The following is a 19,550-nucleotide window of genomic DNA, read 5'->3' on the forward strand; positions in this document are numbered from 1 at the left end:
ATCGGATGCAGGTGAAAGCAATGGCAAAACAGGTTACCACTTGCCGTAAGGATATTTCTTTCCTTTGATAAAATCTTTTATATCCTGTTCATATTCATAAGAAAAATCGCTTTGAGCAACCCCTTTACAAAGAATTAATTCATCCCCGGAAATCGTGTTTAATACTGTTGGCGTTACACGGTAATTAGGTTGATCTCCTGTGCCGACTAACCAGACCGCCACTTTGCCTTCAGGGGCCAGACCAAACTGGATATTGTCGTAATACGCGGTCTGGCCAAGATAGTTTTTATGCCCACTGGGCCTGCGCATTTTTTCCACATCAGCGTCAGATATCGTCAGGCGGGTTTCATACACTTTCTTATCAATGATCGAATCCCAGCAGAAAAACAGTTGTTTTGGCGGGTGCTTCACATGGTTCCAGTACCCGCTGGGTGCCCGCGTGTAATCGTTCCATTCACCGACCACGTCACTGAGATCGGGCGTGCTGTTCAGCGTCACAAACCGGGAAACCCGTTGGTTGGCATCAATAATAACGGCAAACGTCACCATGGCAGGCAACGATCTGGGGCTGAAAAAGTTAAACTTCCACGCTGTCGGCTCCGTGTTTTGTGCTGTCCTGGTTATACAGCGTATACAACCAGTGCACAGTGGTGAAATAGCCGAGATGGCTTCCGGCGGCGAAACCGCTGTGACCATATATTAGGTGTACGCACTGAACCTGAGCAGAAGCGGAATCCCCATCACTCATCCCAAAGTGTTCTCCCGTGCAGGCATCCTGACGGTCAGCGCTGTTATCCGCATTATTGCCCGTCCCATCGAAAAACACCCCAATCGTCAGCGTCATCTCACGCTGTGCTTTCTTCACCGACTGGGCGTGCTCTGCGTGTTGCCCGAACGCCAGTGGGCCAGCAGCAGGTGCCCGCTGAGAGCATGCGGCAGCGAAGGGGGCTTTTTCATAACAGTCAGGAATGGAGGGAATCAACGAGGCCCGGCACGGGCATGAACTGATGCTATCCAGTGTTCCGGCTAGCGCCCGCCCGTCTGTCCGCATATCGGGCGTTCCGCCGATAATTTTGTACATCACACCCGGATTTTTACCACAGGATGAGAATGCCCACCGAGAGATGGGCATCGAAACGCTGCGGCTAACTTACTCCAAAGTCAGCGTATGAGAAATACGTGAACCCGCAAAACGACCCTCGCATTTTTACGATTTTGTCGCCTTGGTTAGCTCAATCTCAGGGCGTCACCTTTAATACTGTTTTCCGGCTATAAACCGCCAGCACCACGCCGGTCAGCAGCAATGCGGCTATCGACGTGCCAATCACAGCCACAAATCCACGGCTAAAGGCGGCTTCTGCCAGATTCAGCAACACGCGCCCCTCAGCGGGCATCAGCGATCCGGCGGCAATTAATGCACCATCAATGCTGTCCTGTGCCAGCACGGGCAGATGCGGGATGGCAGACATATCATACGAATACAGCGCGGCCAGGATCCCGCCGAGAATGGTAATACCCATTGCGCCACCGAGCTCAAACGCCACCCCCTCAATCGATGCGGCGGTGCCTGAGCTGTTTTCCGGTGAGTTCAACATGATGGCGGTCGATGCCGCTGTCATCGCGCCACCTAATCCGGCCCCGGTCAGCGCCAGGGCAACGACCGTCATCCACAAGGCGCCGTCATACACCATCAGGTAAACCGCCAGGCCCGCCGCAGAGAGCAACAGAGAGTACTGAATCGCCCTGAGCGATCCGATATGCGGCACCAGCCATCCCACCGCAGGCCCGGCAATAAAGGAGGCGAGCGGCAGCGGCAGAATAAACAGCCCAGCCAGTAAAGGCGACATCATTAGCACCAGTTGCAGCCGCTGCGTAACAGCCAGTTCAACGCCGATCACGCAGGCAACCGACACCATCGCGGCGATCACGCCAGCCGTAAAGAAGCGATTGCCAAACAGGGCCAGATCGAGCATTGGGCTGGCTGAGCGCTGCTGTTTTCTGACAAACAGCAGCGTCATCATCACCCCGGTTACCCCGGCGATCAACGCGATACTGAGCTGCGGTGACGGCTTGCTGAACTCTTTCATGGCATAAATCAGCCCGGTAAGGCCCGCCATAATCTGAACGGCAGCGGTCAGGCTGAATACCCGGGTGTGATCGCCCGGTATTGGTGGGATCAGCTTCAGCGAAAACAGCAGCACCAGAACCACAATCGGCACGTTGATCAGAAACACCGATCCCCACCAGAAATACTCCAGCAGCAACCCGCCAATCACCGGACCGAGCGCCGCCCCGCCGGAAGCCACGGCGGCCCAGATGCCAATCGCCAGTGAACGCTCGGCGGGATCGTCGAAGGCTCTGCGCACAATCGTCATGGTCGCGGGCATCATCATCGCCGCCCCGACAGCCAGCAGCGCGCGAGAGGCAATCAGCATCTCAGCGGAAGCGGAAAATGCCGCCGCCAGCGAGGCAATGCCAAAAATGACCAGTCCGAGATGAAAGAAGCTGCGTGCGCCAATGCGATCGTTCAGCACGCCCATGCTGATCAGCAAACCCGCCATCGTCAGCGGATAGGCATTGACGATCCACAGCTTCTGCGTCGCCGTCGCCTGAAGATCATGCGTCAGGCGCGGCAGTGCGGTATAGAGCACGGTCATATCAATGACCACCAGTAATAATGCACTGGAGATCACCGCCAGGATGATCCAGCGAAATGAAGAAGACATATCAACTTTCCTTGTGGGTTATACGATGGCGGCTCAACCTGCCAACGACACTCATCACGCTGAAATAGAACAGCGGAACAAAGAATATCGCCAGCAACGTGCCGCTGATCATGCCGCCAAACACGCCGGTACCGATGGCATGCTGGGTTTCAGCGCTCGCGCCGCTGGCGATCATCAGCGGCACCACGCCCAGAGTAAATGCCAGTGACGTCATCAGGATCGGACGCAAACGCATCCTGGCCGCTTCCAGCGTCGCTTCCGCCAGACCTTTGCCATTGTCATGAAGCTGTTTGGCAAACTCGACGATAAGAATAGCGTTCTTCGCCGACAGACCAATGAGGGTGATCATCCCTACCTTGAAGAACACATCGTTAGGCATATCACGCACTATCACGGCCAGCACCGCGCCCAACAGGCCTAACGGCACCACCAGCATCACGGAGATCGGAATGGACCAGCTCTCGTACAGTGCGGCCAGCACCAGGAACACCACCAGCATCGACAGCGCCATCAGCATCGGCGCTTCAGAGGCGGACTGCTGTTCCTGCAGTGACAGCTCCGTCCATTCCACCGCGAAGCCCTCCGGCAGTTTGGCCGCCAGGCGCTCCATCTCTTGCATCGCATCCCCGCTGGAGTAACCCGCTGCGGCGCTGCCGGTGACTTTCACCGCCTGATAGCCTTGATAACGCACCCTTTGCAGCGGTGAGGTTTCCCATTTCGCCTGAACAAATTCCGACAGCGGCACCATGCCGTTGTTAGCGTTACGCACATTCAGCTTCAGAATATCGTTCAGTTCCATACGGAACGGGGCATCGGCCTGAATGATCACCTGCTGCATCCGGTCGCCGTTCGGGAAGTCATTCACATACAGCGAACCTGTCGCCCCTGAAATCGTCTGGCTGATATCGTCAAACGACACGCCCAGTGCGAAGGCTTTCTGGCGGTCAATATGCAGGTTGATCACCTGGCCTTCGGGCAGACCATCAACGTACACCCCCTGAACCACCTTGCTGCCCGCAGCCAGTGCCAGCAGCTGGTTCTGCGCATCCTTCAGTGCCGCATAGCCTTTACCGGCGCGATCTTCCAGGCGCATGGCGAAGCCCGATGAGTTACCCAGCTCGTCGATGGCCGGTGGCATCAGACTGAAGACCTCACCTTCCGGGATATCGTGAAGGGTTTCCACAACATGGCGGGCTTCGGCAGCGGCGGTGGCGCCCTGCCGATTGTCCCAATCCTTCAGCGTGGTAAACGCCAGCGCGGAGTTCAGGCCGGAACCAGCAAAGCTGAAACCCATCACCGCCAGGTTTGAGTCAATACCCGGACGCGCCAGCACGGTTTTTTCAAAGGATTTCACCACCTCTAACGTCCGCTCACTTGTCGCATCTGACGGCAGCTGTACAGACGTCAGAAAGTAGCCCTGATCCTCTTCCGGCAGAAACGACGACGGCACGCTACGCATCGCGAAGAACAGCACCACGCAGAGCACGGCATACAGCAACAAGCTTCTGCCCGTCCGCTTGAGTAAACGACTGACGCCTTTCTCATAACGGTCGGTCATGCGGTTAAACTGACGGTTAAACCCGCCAAAGAACCCTTTTTTCTCGTGATGACCTTTTTCCACCGGCTTCAGTAAGGTGGCACAGAGTGCAGGCGTCAGGCTCAGCGCCAGAAACGCTGAGAACAGGATCGAAACGGCCATCGTCAGGGTGAACTGCCGGTAAATTGCCCCCACCGAACCGCTGGCCATCGCCATCGGGATAAACACGGCGCTCAGAACCAGCGTAATACCAATAACCGCGCCGGTGATCTCCTTCATCGCTTTCTGGGTGGCTTCTTTCGGCGGTAAGCCCTCCTCTGCCATGATGCGTTCCACGTTCTCTACCACCACGATGGCGTCATCGACGATAATCCCGATCGCCAGCACCATGCCAAACATCGTCAGCACGTTGATCGAGAACCCCGACATCAGCATCACGGTAAACGTCCCGAGTAACGCGATGGGTGCCACAATGGCAGGGATAAAGGTGTAGCGCACATTTTGCAGGAACAGATACATCACCAGGAACACCAGCACCATCGCTTCAATAAAGGTATAAATCACCTTCTCGATGGAGACTTTGACAAACGGCGTGGTATCAAACGGGATGCTGTACTTCATCCCGGCTGGCATGGCTTTGCTCAACGCTTCCAGCCGTGCTTTCACCTCTCCGGCAGTGCGCAAGGCATTCGCGCCGGGCGCCAGCTGAATGGCCGCTCCGGTCGAGACGCGCCCATTTTCCCTTGTGGAGAAACCCGAGGTTTGTGGGCCAAGTTCAATCCGTGCGACATCAGACAGCGCCACGCGCGAACCATCCAGATTTGCCCGTAACGTGATCCGTCCAAACTCCTCCGGCGTGCCGAGCTGGCCCTGCACCATCATCGGATACGTCACACGCTGGCCTGTCACGGCGGGAGCATCCCCGATGCGGCCCGGCGATATCTGTACGTTTTCAGCACTGATAGCCTGACTGACATCCCTGACGGTCAGGTGGTACTGCGTCAGTTTGACCGGGTCCAGCCAGATGCGCATGGCCTTTTCAGCCCCGAACAGCTGGACGCGCCCCACGCCACCAATGCGGCGTAGCTCCTCCGACATATTGCGCGAGAAGTAATCGCTGAGATCGCCCTCGGTGATGTTCTCCTGTTCTGATGTCAGACCGACGATCATCAGAAAGCTGGAGGATGCCGCCTCAACGTTAAGCCCGTTCTGTCGCACGACCTGCGGCAGGCGCGGCTCAACGATTTTAATACGGTTCTGCACATCCACCTGCGCCAGCTCCGGATCGGTGCCCGGCTGGAAGGTCACGGTGATCGTGGCCTGCCCGCTGGTATCGGCGGATGACTCAAAATAGAGCAGGTTTTTCACCGAGGAGAGTTCACGCTCAATCAACGCAACCACGTTATTGTTCATCGTCTCCGGGGTTGATCCTGGATAGCTGGCATAAATACTGACGCTCGGCGGCGCCACCGACGGATAGCGTGCTATCGGAAGCTTGGGGATCGCCAGCAGCCCGAACAGGATGATAAACACGGCGATAACCCAGGCAAAAACCGGGCGATTGATAAAAAACTGTGGCATAAAATATCCTGGATAAAATGAGGCGCAGCCTTAAGGATGTGTTTTCTTATCACCGGCGTTCACCGGCATCCCGTCCTGCAATTTACCGCCGCCCTGGGTTATCAGGCGGTCCCCTGCTTTCAGTCCGGCGCGCACAAAATAGTGGCCGCTCAGCGTTTCACCCAGCCGGATAGTGACAACTTTCGCCTTGCCGCCCTCATCCAGCCAGACCTGCGTGGCATCGCCATTGCGCACCAGAGCTTCCTGCGGGATCACCACCCCTTCAGCCGTCAGCTGCCGGGAAATTTTGGCCTGAACATACATGCCCGGCAGCAGCGTGCGCTGCGGGTTATCCACCTCAAGGCGCATCACCACATCGCCGGTTCCGGTATCCACGCTGACCCCCGTAAACAGAATGCGCGCACTGTTGCTGAACGGCTCACCTGATGCGGAAAGAATGTCCGCCCGAACGGGTGCGGTGGCAGGCAATGTCTGTATGGTCGAGGCGGGCTGGCGCACGTCGACATACACGCGATCGATTTGCTGCACCGTGGCCATCGGCTGGCTGTCGCTGCTACTGACCAGTGCCCCTTCCGTAACAAAGTTCTGATCAATGCGCCCGCCTATCGGAGCCTTAACGGTGGCATAGGCGAGATCGAGCTGTTTACGCGCCAGTATCGCGCGGGTTTCAGACACCGTGGCCTTAGCCTGAGCGGCGTTTGAGGCCGCATCTTCATGATCCTGTTGGCTGATGGCCCCGCTACCGCGCAGCTTTTGCAGCCGGGCAGCACGCGCCACCATCTGGCGATAACTGGCTTCGGCTTTTTCCACTGCCGCTGCGGCGCTGTTAACGTCAGCCTTGAAAGGCGCCGGATCGATCTGGAACAGTGCCTGGCCGGGACGAATTTCACTGCCCTGGCTGAAGTGCATTGCGGTAATAATGCCGCTGACCTGCGGGCGGATTTGCGCGGTGCGAAATGCCGTTACGCGGCCAGGAAAGGCCTGTTCCAGCGTGACGGGCTGCAGTGCCAGCGTTTCAACCGTCACAGACACGGGGGGGATTTCGCTGGCCACTTTTTCTGTCGGCGCATCACAGGCCGACAGAAGATAAAGCATCGGTATCAATGATAATCTTGCTATGCTTTTGGTAAACATACCGGCCGTTTTCCTGATATTTTTAACGTTAACTTATGTGTTAACGTAATAATAAGGGTCGCAGGTTGAGGCTGAATGGAGGTTATGTGGAGATTGTGTGGAGAGGGAATGAGATGACACAAAAGCGGATCAAAAAATGAAGAATATTAAAATTTTGCTCGCTGAAGACGAGGAAGATATTGCCGATATACTGGTTGCTTATCTGCAAAAGGAAAGTTTTTCTATTATCCATGCCGCGGACGGTCGTGAAGCACTGGCACGTTATTATGAGGATCGCCCTGACTTTGTGATTCTGGATATTAAAATGCCGTTTATTGATGGCTGGCAGGTACTTAACGATATCCGTAAAGACTCCGACGTGCCCGTTATGATGCTGACCGCGCTGGATGCCGATGTGGATAAAATTCATGCGCTGAGAGTGGGCGCCGATGATTATATCGTTAAGCCTTTTAATCCCGCGGAAGTGGTAGCAAGAATTCATGTGATATTACGTCGCCTGCCCTTTTACAGTAATAATAAAAACCAAAATATTTATAGCAGCAAAAATATTGATGTTGATACGGTTAATCATCTGGTGAAAATAAAGAATAGCGGCACGGAGATTGGCAATGTGCTGACCTCAACGGAATTTAAAATCCTGATGCATTTGATCCGTTATCCGAAGCGTGTGTTTACCCGCCGGGAACTGCTGGAACATTGCCTGCCAGAAGGTGAAGCCAGTGAGCGCACCGTTGACAGCCACATCAGCAAACTGCGTAAAAAGATTGAACAGGCCGGGCTGCCTTCCGTGCCTGAGAGCATTCGCGGCTTCGGCTACCGGCTGGGAGATTAAGATGGCAAAGCCTGGCATCCATTACCAGCTGTTTATCCTGACCTCGAAAGTGGCCGTCAGCACGCTGGTTCTGCTGTCGGTGGTTTACAGCGTCTATATCGGCATCTTCTATGATGGCAAAGATGAGTACAGCTGGATCCCTTCGTCGCACGACTGGATCCTGACGCTGATCTCCGGCGTGTTATCGGCGGCGGTGGCGCTCTATTTTGTCTGGGGCTTTGCCAAACGCGTGATTATCCCGCTTAACGCCGTTGCGCACAGTGCGCGCCAGGTGGCAGAAGGCAATCTGAGCATCCGGGCGGAACACAGCACCTCCGAAATACGCGAAACCGCGCTGCTGATTGATGATTTCAATTCGATGGCAGAGAAGCTGGAAGTGATGTCGAATGAGATGAAAAAGTGGAATGCGGCCATCGCTCATGAACTGCGCACACCGGTCACCGTATTGCAGGGGCGTATACAGGGAATGGTGGAAGGCATTTTTGATCGGGACGACCGGCAGTTCGCGATCTTACTCCGCCAGACGGAAGGATTATCGCGGCTGATCGACGATCTTCGGGTGCTTAGCCTGTCCGATAGCGGCCAGCTCTATCTCTACCGGGAAACGCTGCATCTGAAAGAAATACTGATTTCATCCGTCGACTCCTTTCGCGACACGCTCAAACAACGCGGGCTGGAACCGGTGATTGAAGCCGAAGATATTGTCTGTTTTGTGGATGAAGTGCGCCTGCGTCAGGTGCTCTCCGCGCTGCTCAGCAATGTCAGTAAATATGCGGTTGCGGGCGTGGTGATGATCACCTGCCGCCCCTCCAGTGATGCCATTGTGCTGACGGTGGAAGATGAAGGCCCCGGCATCGGTGATGCCGATCAGGGCGTGGTATTTGACGCCTTTTTCCGCGCAGAGAACGACCGGGTGCAAAAACCCGATGGCTCCGGCCTGGGGCTGGCGGTGGTGTATGCCATTGCCCGCGCACACGGCGGCACCGCACGCTGCCTGCGCAGTCGGCTGGGCGGAACCTGTATGCAGATTACGCTGCCGGGCAGTGGGGAATAGGGATGCAGACTAAAGAACTCAATGCCCTTGTCTGAAGCAGGCGTTACCACTTGCCGTAAGGGTATTTTTTCCCTTTGATAAAATCTTTTATGTCCTGATCATATCCATAAGAAAAATCGCTCTTAGTTATTCCTTTGCATAGCGCTAATTTATCACCAGAAACCGTTTTCAGCACTGCCGGTGTTACGCGATGGTTCGGTTCAAATCCTATGCCATCTATCCAGACGGCGACTTTTCCTTCAGGGGCGAGGCCAATCTGGATACTGTCGTAATACGCAGTCTTGCCAGGATAGTTCTTGTACACACTGGGCCTGCGCATTTTTTCTAAAGCGGTATCAGATAGCGTCAGGTGAGTTTCGTAGACCTTTTTATCAATCACCGAATCCCAGCAGAATAAAATATGCCGGGGCGGAGCCTTTGTCCGGTTCCAGTATCCGCCCATCGCTCGGGCACTGTCGTTCCACTCCCCTGTAACGTCATACAGTGACTTCGTACTGTCGAGAGTATTAAACCGATAATCAATACCGCCAACATCAAGGATGGCAACGAACGTAACCTGTGCGGGCAACGCCAGGGGGGTGAAAAAATTGAACCGCCACTCTGTCGGCTCTGCGTCGAGAGCCGCATTGTTGGCCCGACCTGTTCCCTGGCAGGCCGTCAACGTCAGAAGTGAAAGCAGCACAGCGATACGCTTTATTTCCATATTCAGCTCCCATCCATATTATAAATCGTTCGTTGCCAGTGATAATCCGGCCTGTTGGTAAAGGTCACCAGTTTAGCGGGCTTTACTGCTCCGGTGATCCTCCCCTGACTGTCCCGTATCACGCTGTTCCAGTTGGCCGAGCAGTGAAGGTATTTTCCGGCCAGTGCATTAATTTCCGGGGTGGTAAATCCGCTGGCCCACTGGCCCACTGGCCGTTGCGAGTGGCACGTCCCATTATGATAGCCTTTTCACACAGGCTAATTAGCTCTGCGGGTAATGACAGGTTATCGTCTTTGAGTAAAATCGGTTCGAACACTACCCCCGCATCCTGCGCGGCATCAATCATCACCCGTAGCGCCACCTTTGACCAGTCATTGCGCGTGGGGCGTTCAAGGGTCAGCGCGGCGCCGCTGCGTTTTTGCAGCGTGCCGTAGCGGTCGGCGGGCATTCGGTCATCATGCCAGGCTCTGAGTTTAATCGTGTTGCCCTGCAGCAGCGGCGCAATGGCCGGAAAATGTTGCAAAGTGCTGAACACTGCCCTGGCATGCCGGTACGTTTTAGTCTCTTTATCAGAAACAGAAACCGGCACGGTTTCAAACTGCGGGCGCGTAAGGAAACAGGCTTCGTACTCGTCGGGGTTATACCCACCGCCTATATCTGAGTGCGCCCCCGGCAACGCCAGTTCCGGCCAGGCAGGTTTTACGCTGTTCAGGGCGAAGTTAAAACGGCACTCATGCTGCGCGGTGATATGGAATACCTTCTCCGCCACGCCGGGGCGCAGCACAATATTCACCTCTCCGGTATCCGCGCTGTGCGGGTTAAAGCCGTTCACTGGCGTACCAATCCCCGCCACGGTATCAAATATCCCCAGGAAGCGTGTTTTACCACCGGGCGAGCCATTGAACTTAACCTCACCTAACCCGGCTTTAATCGCTGCCACAATGGCATCGTCCTGATCAAACACCCGGTTAGCAAAATGCCGTGCCGCTGCCGCACCACGACTAAAACCGAAGATATCAAACTGCAGTTCTTTGATAATACAGTCGTTGGCTTCAGTGAATCTGAAAAGATAATCCTGGATACCCTCTACCAGCAATGCCACCGCCTTGTCGGTTTTACTGAGCACCCCAGTGTTACCCCGTCCAGTCCCCATCCCGTAAGCGCTGTCGCCCTGTCCGCTTTCAGTCCCGATTCCCTCAATATAAATGGCACTCTGTCCATATCCGGTATCGGCGGTAATTTTCTGCTTATACAACCTATTAAGCCAATAAACATTGGTGTAATAACCAAGATAACTTCCTGCGGCAATACCGCTGTGACTCCGTTTCAGCCGCACGCACTGAGTCAGTGCGGATTCGGCATCACCGTCACTCATGCCAAAATGCTCGCCAGCACAGGCATTCTGACGGTCAGCACTGTTATCCGCATTATTCCCCGTCCCATCAAAAAACACCCCAATCGTCAGCGTGATCTCGCGGGGCTTTCTCTTCGCTGACTGGGCGTATTGTTGCGGTACGATGGCCTGGGAGGGGTTGAACAGGGAGATATCAATCGGTGCAACGGATTTTCGTTGCGTTACGCTGGCGGGTTCTTTGCCGTAACCGTCAGGAATGGAGGAAATAAACGTGGCCCCACAGGGGCAGGAACTGACGCTGTCGAGCGTACCGGCCAGCGGCATCCCGCCCACCCTTATTTTGCCCGGTCCGCTGATGATGCGGTACGTCATGCCCGGGTTCTTACCGCAGGAGACCAGACTGCCCTCCCGCGGAAGCTCCGCGCCACGCAGAAAGGCGTTCGAATGACCGCTCAGCACTTCCCCACCGCAGGTGGTTTTATCGCCAACGCGAAGAAAATAGCCTTTTGCCATATGCTGTCCTTAGCCAGTTTACGATGAATATAAAATGCACAAAAGAAAACGTAACCCAAATCAATCTGAAAAAAAATACGCGTCCCGGTAATGTTGCTGTGAATGGAAAATGAAATGGGATCTCAGATTAATATGCGGGCTTGCGCTCAACCTGGCACAGCTTTACAGCGCAGAGCACGCCTGCGCTGACAGCTTTCTGGATGTTTTAGTCGATGATGGTATTATCCCTGCGCCGCCAAAACTTCAATGGAGTCAAGCATGTCCACACTGCGTTTACTGTTATCGGATTCCTGGGACCCGTGGTTTAACCTGGCCGTAGAAGAGACGATTTTCCGCCAGATGCCGGCGACGCAGCGGGTGCTGTTTTTGTGGCGCAATGCCGAGACGGTGGTGATTGGCCGTTCACAGAACCCGTGGAAAGAGTGCAATACGCGGCGCATGGAAGAAGACGGCATCCGTCTGGCGCGACGCAGCAGCGGCGGTGGCGCGGTGTTTCATGACCTCGGTAACTGCTGTTTCACCTTTATGGCCGGGAAACCGGAATATGACAAAAGCGTATCGACCGGGATTATTCTACGGGCGCTGGCGTCGCTGGGTATAAAGGCTGAAGCCTCGGGGCGTAATGATCTGGTGGTGAATACCGCCGACGGCGTGCGTAAAATTTCCGGCTCTGCCTACCATGAAACCCACGATCGCGGTTTCCATCACGGCACTATCCTGCGCGATGCCGACCTCTCGCGCCTGGCCGATTACCTCAATCCTGATGTCAAAAAATTGCAGGCCAAAGGCATTACCTCCGTGCGCTCACGCGTGGCAAATCTGGAAGAGCTGGTGCCGGGCATCACCTTTGAAGCGATTTGCAGCGCGGTCACCACGGCGTTCTTCGATCATTTTGGCGAAACGTGTGAACCCGAGCATATCTCCCCGACCTCCCTGCCCGATCTGCCAGGCTTTGAGGCACAGTTCGCCAAACAGAGCAGCTGGCAGTGGAACTTTGGCCAGGCACCGCAGTTCCAGCATCTGCTGGATACGCGTTTTAGCTGGGGCGGCGTGGAGCTGCATGTGGATGTTGAGCGCGGCAAGGTCAGCCGCTGTCAGATTTTCAGCGACAGCCTGAACCTGGCACCGCTGGAGAAACTTGCCGAACAGCTGCCCGGCACCGAATACCGCCCGGAGGCACTGGCGGCTAAGGTGTCAGAGTTAAAGGTCGAGTTTCCGCAGCAGACGGAGGAGCTGACGCAGCTGGAATTGTGGCTGGCGGAAAGTGTGCGGTAATAAACGCCAGATTGGGATGGTATCGTTGTCGCCCTCTGTTCCGCGCAGGCAGTGCAAAAGGTCGACCAGTGAATTGAACCAGCACCCTATACAACATCACGGGCAGACCGGAAAAAAGGGTCTTCCCCTACAGATCGTGCGCCGTTCTGGCTGTTGATCTGGATATTAAACGCCCATCACCACCACGCATTGCCCGGCGCGCACTGATGACCCCGGTTCCACCCGGATGGACTCAATCACGCCACTACATGGCGCCAGCAGCGGGATCTCCATTTTCATCGCTTCGATAATCACCAGCACGTCCCCCTGCGTGACACTGTCACCCACTGCGCACTTTACCTGCCACAGATTGCCGGTGATCGCACTCTCTACGGCGAGTTTGCCCTCAGTCAGTACCTCCTCTTCGGTGACGTCCACCACCGCTTCATGGCTGTCGAAGTGCGCCTGGCCACTGGCGATCCAGCGCTCGCGTTCGGCGTTAAACGCCGACTGCTGATGCTGACGGAAATCGCTGATGCCCGTTGCCTGCTCCGCCAGGAACTGCTGATAGTCGGACAGCGCCAGTTCGGTCTGCTCGATACGCAGCGGATAACGACCCAGCGGGAAATCGCGGCGGATGCGCAGCAGCTCTTCGGATGACACCGGGTAAAACTTAATCTGGTCAAAGAAGCGCAGCAGCCAGGGTTTGCCACCAAAGTCGGCCACCTCACGGTAGCGGTTCCACATCTGCAACGTGCGCCCGACAAACTGGTAGCCGCCTGGCCCTTCCATGCCGTACACGCACAGATACGCCCCGCCGATACCCACCGAGTTTTCCGCCGTCCAGGTGCGCGCCGGGTTGTATTTGGTGGTGACCAGCCGATGGCGCGGGTCGAGCGGTGTGGCCACCGGCGCACCGAGGTAGACATCTCCCAGCCCCATCACCAGATAGTTGGCGGCAAACACCGTGTTGAACACGGCATCGATGTCCGGCAGATCGTTGATACGGCGAATAAACTCCAGATTGCTCGGGCACCAGGGCGCGTCACGGCGCACCGTGGTCATGTATTTATCAATCGCCAGCTGGCAGGCCGGATCATCCCAGGAGAGCGGCAGCCAGACCACGCGCGAGGGCACGCGCAAATCCTCCTGGCGGATCACCGTCTGCCACCGATCCCGGATCATCGTCAGCAGTTCCCCCTGTGGCAGTGCATCCGGCTGATAGTGAATTTGCAGTGAGCGAATACCGGGCGTCAGATCGATTATCGCCGGATGGTTAAGCGCCTCCAGCGCCTGCATCAGCGCATGACCGCGAAAACGCAGCACCAGGTCCAGTTCCGGCGCGCCAATCTCCAGCAACAGATGAGTATCCCCGGAGAGCCGGGCCACCAGGCGACGATCGCCCTCGCCAATATCCAGTACCACCGGGGAGATCAGCGCCGATGCCTGCCAGACCGGTTCCACCGGAGCAAGCTGTTGCAGCTCAGTATGGCGTGCAGCGTTCAGCTGGCGCGCCGTGGTGATATTCACCGGAACAAAACGCAGGCGGTCGCCCGCTTTAAGCTGACCCACCTGCCACAAATCGGCCTCGATAATGGTGACCGGGCAGACAAAACCGCCGAGGCTTGGGCCGTCCGGGCCGAGGATCACCGGCATATCCCCGGTAAAGTCGACCGCGCCCACTGCATACGGATTGTCGTGGATATTGGACGGGTGCAGCCCGGCCTCGCCGCCGCTGTCACGCACCCACTCCGGTTTCGGGCCAATCAGGCGCACCCCGGTGCGGCTGGAGTTGAAGTGCACTTCCCAGTCGGTGGCAAAGAAGGTGTCGATATAGCCAGGCGTGAAATATTCCGGTGCCGCATGCGGGCCGTAGATCACGCGCAGCGTGCGGATGGCGGGCAGTGCCGGGGCCAGCGCCGCAGGCAGCACGTCACCCGCCGTGCTGTCGCTGAGTTCAGCGAGGTGCAGCACGTCGCCGGTGCGCAGCGCCCGCCCTGCGTGGCCGCCAAACTGACCGAGGGTGAAGGTACTTTTACTGCCCAGGTAATCCGGCACCGCAATGCCGCCGCGCAGGCAGAGATAGCTGCGTACTCCGGCGCCCTCAATCGCCCCGAGGGCTAAGGTGGCGCCCGCCGGGATCAGGAAGCTGTGGTTCATCGGCAGCGCTTTGCCGTCCAGCGTGATGGGGATCGTTGCGCCACATACCACCGCCACGCTGGCGGTATTAAAACGCAGCGTCGGGCCGCTCAGGGTGATCTCCAGCGCAGCCGCCCCGGCGGCGTTGTTCAGCAGGCGGTTGCCGAAGCGCAGCGCCCGGTCATCCATCGGCCCGGACGGCGGCACACCCACCGCCCAGTAGCCCAGGCGGCCGGGAAAATCCTGCACCGTGGTCTGGGTTCCCGCGCTCATCACCTCAACGGTGGTGGCTGCATAGTGCAAGGTATCCAGGAAGCGCGTCCAGGGTTCCCCGCTGGCGAACGGCGTAGCGTGCAGGATCTGTTGCAGGTACTGGCGGTTGACCTCCACGCCGTACAGGCGCGTATCGTTCAACGCGGTGTCCAGCGCGGCGATCGCCTGTTCGCGGGTGGCGCAGCAGGTGATAATTTTTGCCAGCAGCGGATCGAAGAACGGTGCAACGTCGCAGCCGGACTCCACCCAGGTATCGATGCGCAGTGCTTTGCCGTCGGCAGGCGGGAAACGGACGTCGGTCAGCAGCCCTGGCGAAGGCTGGAACTGGCGGCCCGGATCTTCCGCATAGACACGCGCCTGAATGGCATGACCAGTAGGTGACAACGTCACGGAAAGTTCTTTCAGCGGCGGCAGCGTACCGGCAGCCAGCGCGATCATCCAGTACACCAGATCCACGCCCCACACCTGTTCGGTCACGCCGTGCTCCACCTGTAACCGGGTATTCACCTCAAGGAACCAGAACTGCTGTACTGCGCTGTCGTAAACAAACTCCACCGTGCCCGCGCTGCGGTAGTTCACCGCTTTCGCCAGTTTGATGGCGGCGCTGCACAGCGCTTCCGCCATGCCGTCAGGCAGATTGGGTGCCGGGGTCTCTTCAATCACTTTCTGGTTGCGGCGCTGCACGGAGCAGTCGCGCACGCCCAGGGCAATCACGTCGCCCTCTCCGTCACCGAATATCTGCACTTCCAGATGGCGCGCACGTGCGATGTATTTCTCAATAAACACGCCGGAATCGCTGAAGTTGTTCTGGCCGAGACGCTTCACCGCCTCAAACGCCTGGCTCAGCCCGTCGGCATCGTGACAGACGCGCATGCCGATGCCGCCTCCACCTGCGGTGCTTTTCAGCATTACCGGGTAACCCACTTGCTGCGCGGCCGTCAGTGCGGCGTCAACATCCGCCAGCAGATCGGTGCCTTCCAGCAGCGGGATCTGCTGCTCTCTCGCCAGCGCCCGCGCGGTATGTTTTAAACCGAACAGCCGCAGCTGCTGCGCCGTCGGGCCAACAAAGGCAATGCCTGCTGCATCACAGGCTTCAGCAAAGGCGGCATTTTCCGAGAGAAAACCATAACCAGGGTGGATCGCCTGCGCGCCGCTCTCCTTTGCTGCGGCAATGATTTTTTCCACCACCAGATAGGTTTGCGCCGCCGGGCCATCGCCCAGACTGATAGCCTCATCGGCATCGCGGATATGCAGGCTGGTGGCATCCGCGTCGGAAAACACCGCCACGCCGGTGACGTTCATCGCCCGCAGCGTGCGTAAAATACGGCACGCAATCGCGCCACGGTTAGCAATCAGCAGTTTTGTAAACATAGAGGCAGACTCACATCAGGGCGGGCCGTCCCGCCAGAATCCTGGCCGCCTGAGGTCGTCCCCAGGGGAAAATGCGTTATTTCAGCGAATCAGCAATCAGTTCCACACCAGCACTTCGGCGGCGGTGGGGTTCCAGCCGTTGCAGGGGTTATTCAGCTGCGGGCAGTTGGAGATCAGCACAATCACGTCGCATTCGGCGCGCAGTTCCACGTATTTCCCGGCGGCTGAGATACCGTCTTCAAAAGTCAGGCCGCCCTCGGGCGTGACCGGCACATTCATAAAGAAGTTAATGTTGGCGGTGATATCGCGTTTGTTCAGCCGTCCGTCGTGCAGACAGGCACAGAGGAAGTTATCGCGGCAGCTGTGCATGTAGCGCGTATCGGCGTGATAGCGCACGGTGTTACTTTCCTGCGCACAGGCTCCGCCCAGCGTATCGTGGCGGCCGCAGGTATCGGCAACGATGGTCAGCAGCGGATTACCGAGGTTGGAGTACAGCACGCTGCCGCAGCTCAGGTAGGCATTGTTCTGGCGGCGTAAGGTGCGCTGGGCGTCATAGCGTTCACGCGGGCTGGCGGCGCGGTAAAACAGCGTATCCACCGCCTGGTTACCTTCCAGATCGTGCAGGCGCACCGTCTGGCCTTTTTTCACTTCAAACAGGAAGGGTTCTCCCGCCGGAATAGTGTGGCGATAGACTGCATCGGCGGGGTTTTTATCACTGGTGGTTAACGTCATCGGTGGCTCCTTAAACGACAAAGCGCTCAATATTCTGGAAGGCGCGCAGATTTTCCGGGCGCGAGGTTTTACACAGCGTCAGTCCGGCCGGGTCGCTGGCTGCCATCAGAGCAAGCTGCACCGGGCGCGGCGCATATTCCGGGTTCGGGTCCATCGGGTGTTGCAGCGCGGTCAGCACCACCAGGATATCCATCGGCGCGTACAGCTCCACCACGCTGCCCGGCGCGGAATGGTGCGCATGGAAGGTAAACGCACCCTGCTCATCCACCGTCACTTTGCTGAACAGGTTGAGCACCATATGCAGATCTTCGAGGTTGAGGTTCCACTTGCCCATCTCGACCAGCAGGTTATCCAGGCCGTTACGATGAAAGCCGTTACGCCGCTCCTGATAGCGCCCCTGACCGTATTTTTCCGCCACTTCCGCCGCATTCAGTACGCCGCCGAAACTGTCATTCCAGCCGCAGGTGTCGGCGGTGATGGCCGCCAGCACGCGCCCCATATCCGAGTAGAGGCAGTGGCCTGCGCTCAGCTTCGCGGTGTGCTGCCCTTTCAGCGTGTCCGGCAGGTTCAGCCGCTCGCTTTTTTCATGGGCGTTAAACAGCATCAGGCTGACGTTGGCGCCACCTTCAATGTCGGTCAGACGCAGGATCTGCCCCTGCTTCACGACCAGCGAGGTATGGCCGCCGCCGGGTAATGTCTCTTCATAGGGATGTGTCATGTGAAATCTCCTGGTTAACGGATAGTGCTGCCAGCGCCGGATGCGGGATCACCACACCGGGCTGCTGCCGCTGCCGCAGGCGGGTTTCATTGAGCGGCAAATCGTAGGTGACGCGCGCCCCCCAGGCGTTCGGTTCATGGGGGTCAATGCGCACTTTGTCGAACACCAGCAGACGGGTGCCGAGGTTGAAGCCTTCGGACAGGTCGTGGGTGACCATAAACACCGTCAGCTGAGTTTCCTGCCACAGCGACAGCAGCAGGCTGTGCATATCCTTGCGGATGCCGGGATCGAGCGCGCCAAAGGGTTCATCCAGCAGCAGAATGCGCGGGCGCATAATAAACGCCTGAGCAATCGCCAGCCGCTGCTGCATGCCGCCGGAGAGCTGAGCCGGATATTTATCCAGCGCGTGCCCCAGCCCGACCCGTTCCAGCATCTCAGCGGCCTGTTCGCGTGCCGCTTTTTTACGCCGTCCAAACAGTCGTCCGAGCAACGCCGCCTGCGGCAGTTCCAGCCCGATAGCGACGTTATCCAGCACGTTCAGGTGGGGAAACACCGAGTAGCGCTGGAACACCACGCCACGGCTGGCGTCCGGCTCAGCCGTCAGCGGCTGGCCTTCCAGCAGAATGCTCCCTCGGCTCGGTTTTTCCTGGCCCAGCAGCAGACGCAGAAACGTTGATTTCCCGCAGCCCGAGGCCCCGACCATCGTGCAGAACTCCCCTTCGTTAATGCTCAGGTTGAGGTTCTCCAGCACCACGTGGTTGCCGTACTCCTGCCAGATATGGTTGATGTCGATAAAACTCATGATTTTTCTCCCTGTGCCCAGGGGAAGCACAGCCGGTTAAGGCGTCGCAGCCCGAGGTCCATCAGCCACGCCAGCAGCGTGATCCAGATGACGTACGGCAGAATCACGTCCATCGCCATATAGCGGCGCACCAGGAAGATGCGGTAACCCAGTCCGGCTGTGGATGAGATGGCTTCTGCGGAGATCAGGAACAGCCAGGCCGATCCCAGCAGCAGGCGCAGCGAGGTCAGCAGCCGGGTTAACAGCTGCGGCAGCACGACGCGCAGCACCACCGTCCAGCTGTTCGCCCCGAGTGTCTGGGCTTTGATCAGGATTTCCACCGGAATTTCCCGCGCCCGCTGCTCAAGGTCACGCGCCAGCATCGGTGTAATACCAATGACGATCAGCATGATTTTCGACAGCTCATCGAGGCCGAAAACGATAAACAGAACCGGGAGGATCGCTAGCGGCGGCACCATTGATACCACGGTCATAAACGACGACAGCGGCGACCGCCACATCGGAAACACCCCGGAGGCGATGCCGAAGCACAGCCCCAGCAATGAAGCGATGCCCAGCCCGATCAGCAGCCTGCCGAGGCTGACGGCAGTATCCATCCACAGCAGGTATTCGCCGCTGCGCTTGTCCGGGGTAAACGCCATTCGCCAGACCGCATCGGCCATCTGCCCCAGTCCCGGCAGCAGTTTGTCGTGGGGATTGGCCTCCAGCCGCACCGCAGACCCGATAAAGTACGCGGCAATGACCAGCACAAACGGCAGCAGAACCAGCATCAGGTGCATGCCCTTTTCAGGGTGTCGATTAATTTGCCGCATCGCTTAGTCTCCTCA

At 57.5% G+C, this 19,550-nt stretch carries 15 protein-coding genes; 3 read left to right on the forward strand and 12 right to left on the reverse strand.

Annotation, left to right across the window (positions count from 1 at the left end; genetic code table 11):
• Window positions 1–33: 33 nt before the first annotated feature.
• The 5 genes from ACFL9S_RS06485 to ACFL9S_RS06505 form a co-directional block, all read right to left on the reverse strand.
• Window positions 34–696 carry a DUF2931 family protein gene (locus tag ACFL9S_RS06485; protein WP_405261007.1) on the reverse strand — a complete coding sequence of 221 codons (663 nt, stop codon included), beginning with the start codon at window positions 694–696 and terminating at the stop codon, window positions 34–36.
• Entirely contained in the window at window positions 578–1,081 is a 504-nt protein-coding gene (locus ACFL9S_RS06490) for a hypothetical protein (protein ID WP_405261008.1), read from the reverse strand. The genes ACFL9S_RS06485 and ACFL9S_RS06490 overlap by 119 nt, the downstream gene beginning before the upstream one ends.
• 157 nt (window positions 1,082–1,238) lie before the next feature.
• Complete coding sequence (locus ACFL9S_RS06495) at window positions 1,239–2,726, reverse strand: MFS transporter (protein WP_405261009.1); 1,488 nt, start codon at window positions 2,724–2,726, stop codon at window positions 1,239–1,241.
• A gap of 1 nt (window position 2,727) precedes the next feature.
• Complete coding sequence (locus tag ACFL9S_RS06500; RefSeq protein WP_405261010.1) at window positions 2,728–5,844, reverse strand: multidrug efflux RND transporter permease subunit; 3,117 nt, start codon at window positions 5,842–5,844, stop codon at window positions 2,728–2,730.
• 30 nt (window positions 5,845–5,874) lie between these two features.
• Entirely contained in the window at window positions 5,875–6,978 is a 1,104-nt protein-coding gene (locus tag ACFL9S_RS06505) for an efflux RND transporter periplasmic adaptor subunit (protein WP_405261011.1), read from the reverse strand.
• Between the two features lie 136 nt (window positions 6,979–7,114).
• Here ACFL9S_RS06505 and ACFL9S_RS06510 point away from each other — a divergent pair, with 136 nt between their 5' ends.
• Complete coding sequence (locus ACFL9S_RS06510) at window positions 7,115–7,810, forward strand: response regulator (RefSeq protein ID WP_405261012.1); 696 nt, start codon at window positions 7,115–7,117, stop codon at window positions 7,808–7,810.
• A gap of 1 nt (window position 7,811) precedes the next feature.
• Complete coding sequence (locus ACFL9S_RS06515; RefSeq protein ID WP_405261013.1) at window positions 7,812–8,864, forward strand: ATP-binding protein; 1,053 nt, start codon at window positions 7,812–7,814, stop codon at window positions 8,862–8,864.
• Window positions 8,865–8,907: 43 nt separating this feature from the next.
• Here ACFL9S_RS06515 and ACFL9S_RS06520 read toward each other — a convergent pair whose 3' ends face one another.
• Window positions 8,908–9,567 (reverse strand): DUF2931 family protein, encoded by a 660-nt coding sequence (locus ACFL9S_RS06520; RefSeq protein WP_405261014.1) that lies wholly within the window; start codon window positions 9,565–9,567, stop codon window positions 8,908–8,910.
• 118 nt (window positions 9,568–9,685) lie between these two features.
• Complete coding sequence (locus ACFL9S_RS06525; protein ID WP_405261015.1) at window positions 9,686–11,434, reverse strand: phospholipase effector Tle1 domain-containing protein; 1,749 nt, start codon at window positions 11,432–11,434, stop codon at window positions 9,686–9,688.
• Between the two features lie 258 nt (window positions 11,435–11,692).
• Between ACFL9S_RS06525 and ACFL9S_RS06530 the strand changes: the two genes are divergently transcribed.
• On the forward strand, window positions 11,693–12,709 hold the full coding sequence (locus ACFL9S_RS06530) for a lipoate--protein ligase A (protein ID WP_405261016.1): 1,017 nt from the start codon (window positions 11,693–11,695) through the stop codon (window positions 12,707–12,709).
• Window positions 12,710–12,874: 165 nt separating this feature from the next.
• Here the strand turns inward: ACFL9S_RS06530 and uca are convergent, their stop codons facing one another.
• The 5 genes from uca to ACFL9S_RS06555 all read right to left on the reverse strand — a co-directional run bounded on the left by uca (window position 12,875) and on the right by ACFL9S_RS06555 (window position 19,535).
• On the reverse strand, window positions 12,875–16,471 hold the full coding sequence (gene uca / locus ACFL9S_RS06535) for an urea carboxylase (protein WP_405261017.1): 3,597 nt from the start codon (window positions 16,469–16,471) through the stop codon (window positions 12,875–12,877).
• A 96-nt stretch (window positions 16,472–16,567) separates the two neighbouring features.
• The gene (locus ACFL9S_RS06540; RefSeq protein WP_405261018.1) at window positions 16,568–17,203 is read right to left on the reverse strand and encodes an urea amidolyase associated protein UAAP2; all 636 of its coding nucleotides are present in this window, start codon (window positions 17,201–17,203) and stop codon (window positions 16,568–16,570) included.
• Window positions 17,204–17,213: 10 nt separating this feature from the next.
• Window positions 17,214–17,921, reverse strand: coding sequence for an urea amidolyase associated protein UAAP1 (locus ACFL9S_RS06545; RefSeq protein ID WP_405261019.1), 708 nt, complete (start codon window positions 17,919–17,921; stop codon window positions 17,214–17,216).
• The gene (locus ACFL9S_RS06550; protein ID WP_405261020.1) at window positions 17,905–18,723 is read right to left on the reverse strand and encodes an ABC transporter ATP-binding protein; all 819 of its coding nucleotides are present in this window, start codon (window positions 18,721–18,723) and stop codon (window positions 17,905–17,907) included. The genes ACFL9S_RS06545 and ACFL9S_RS06550 overlap by 17 nt, the downstream gene beginning before the upstream one ends.
• Window positions 18,720–19,535, reverse strand: a complete 816-nt coding sequence (locus ACFL9S_RS06555) for an ABC transporter permease (protein WP_405261021.1) — start codon at window positions 19,533–19,535, stop codon at window positions 18,720–18,722. The genes ACFL9S_RS06550 and ACFL9S_RS06555 overlap by 4 nt, the downstream gene beginning before the upstream one ends.
• Between the last annotated feature and the right edge of the window lie 15 nt (window positions 19,536–19,550).

It is taken from the genome of Erwinia sp. AnSW2-5 (genome assembly GCF_045107195.1).
GTDB lineage: Bacteria > Pseudomonadota > Gammaproteobacteria > Enterobacterales > Enterobacteriaceae > Erwinia.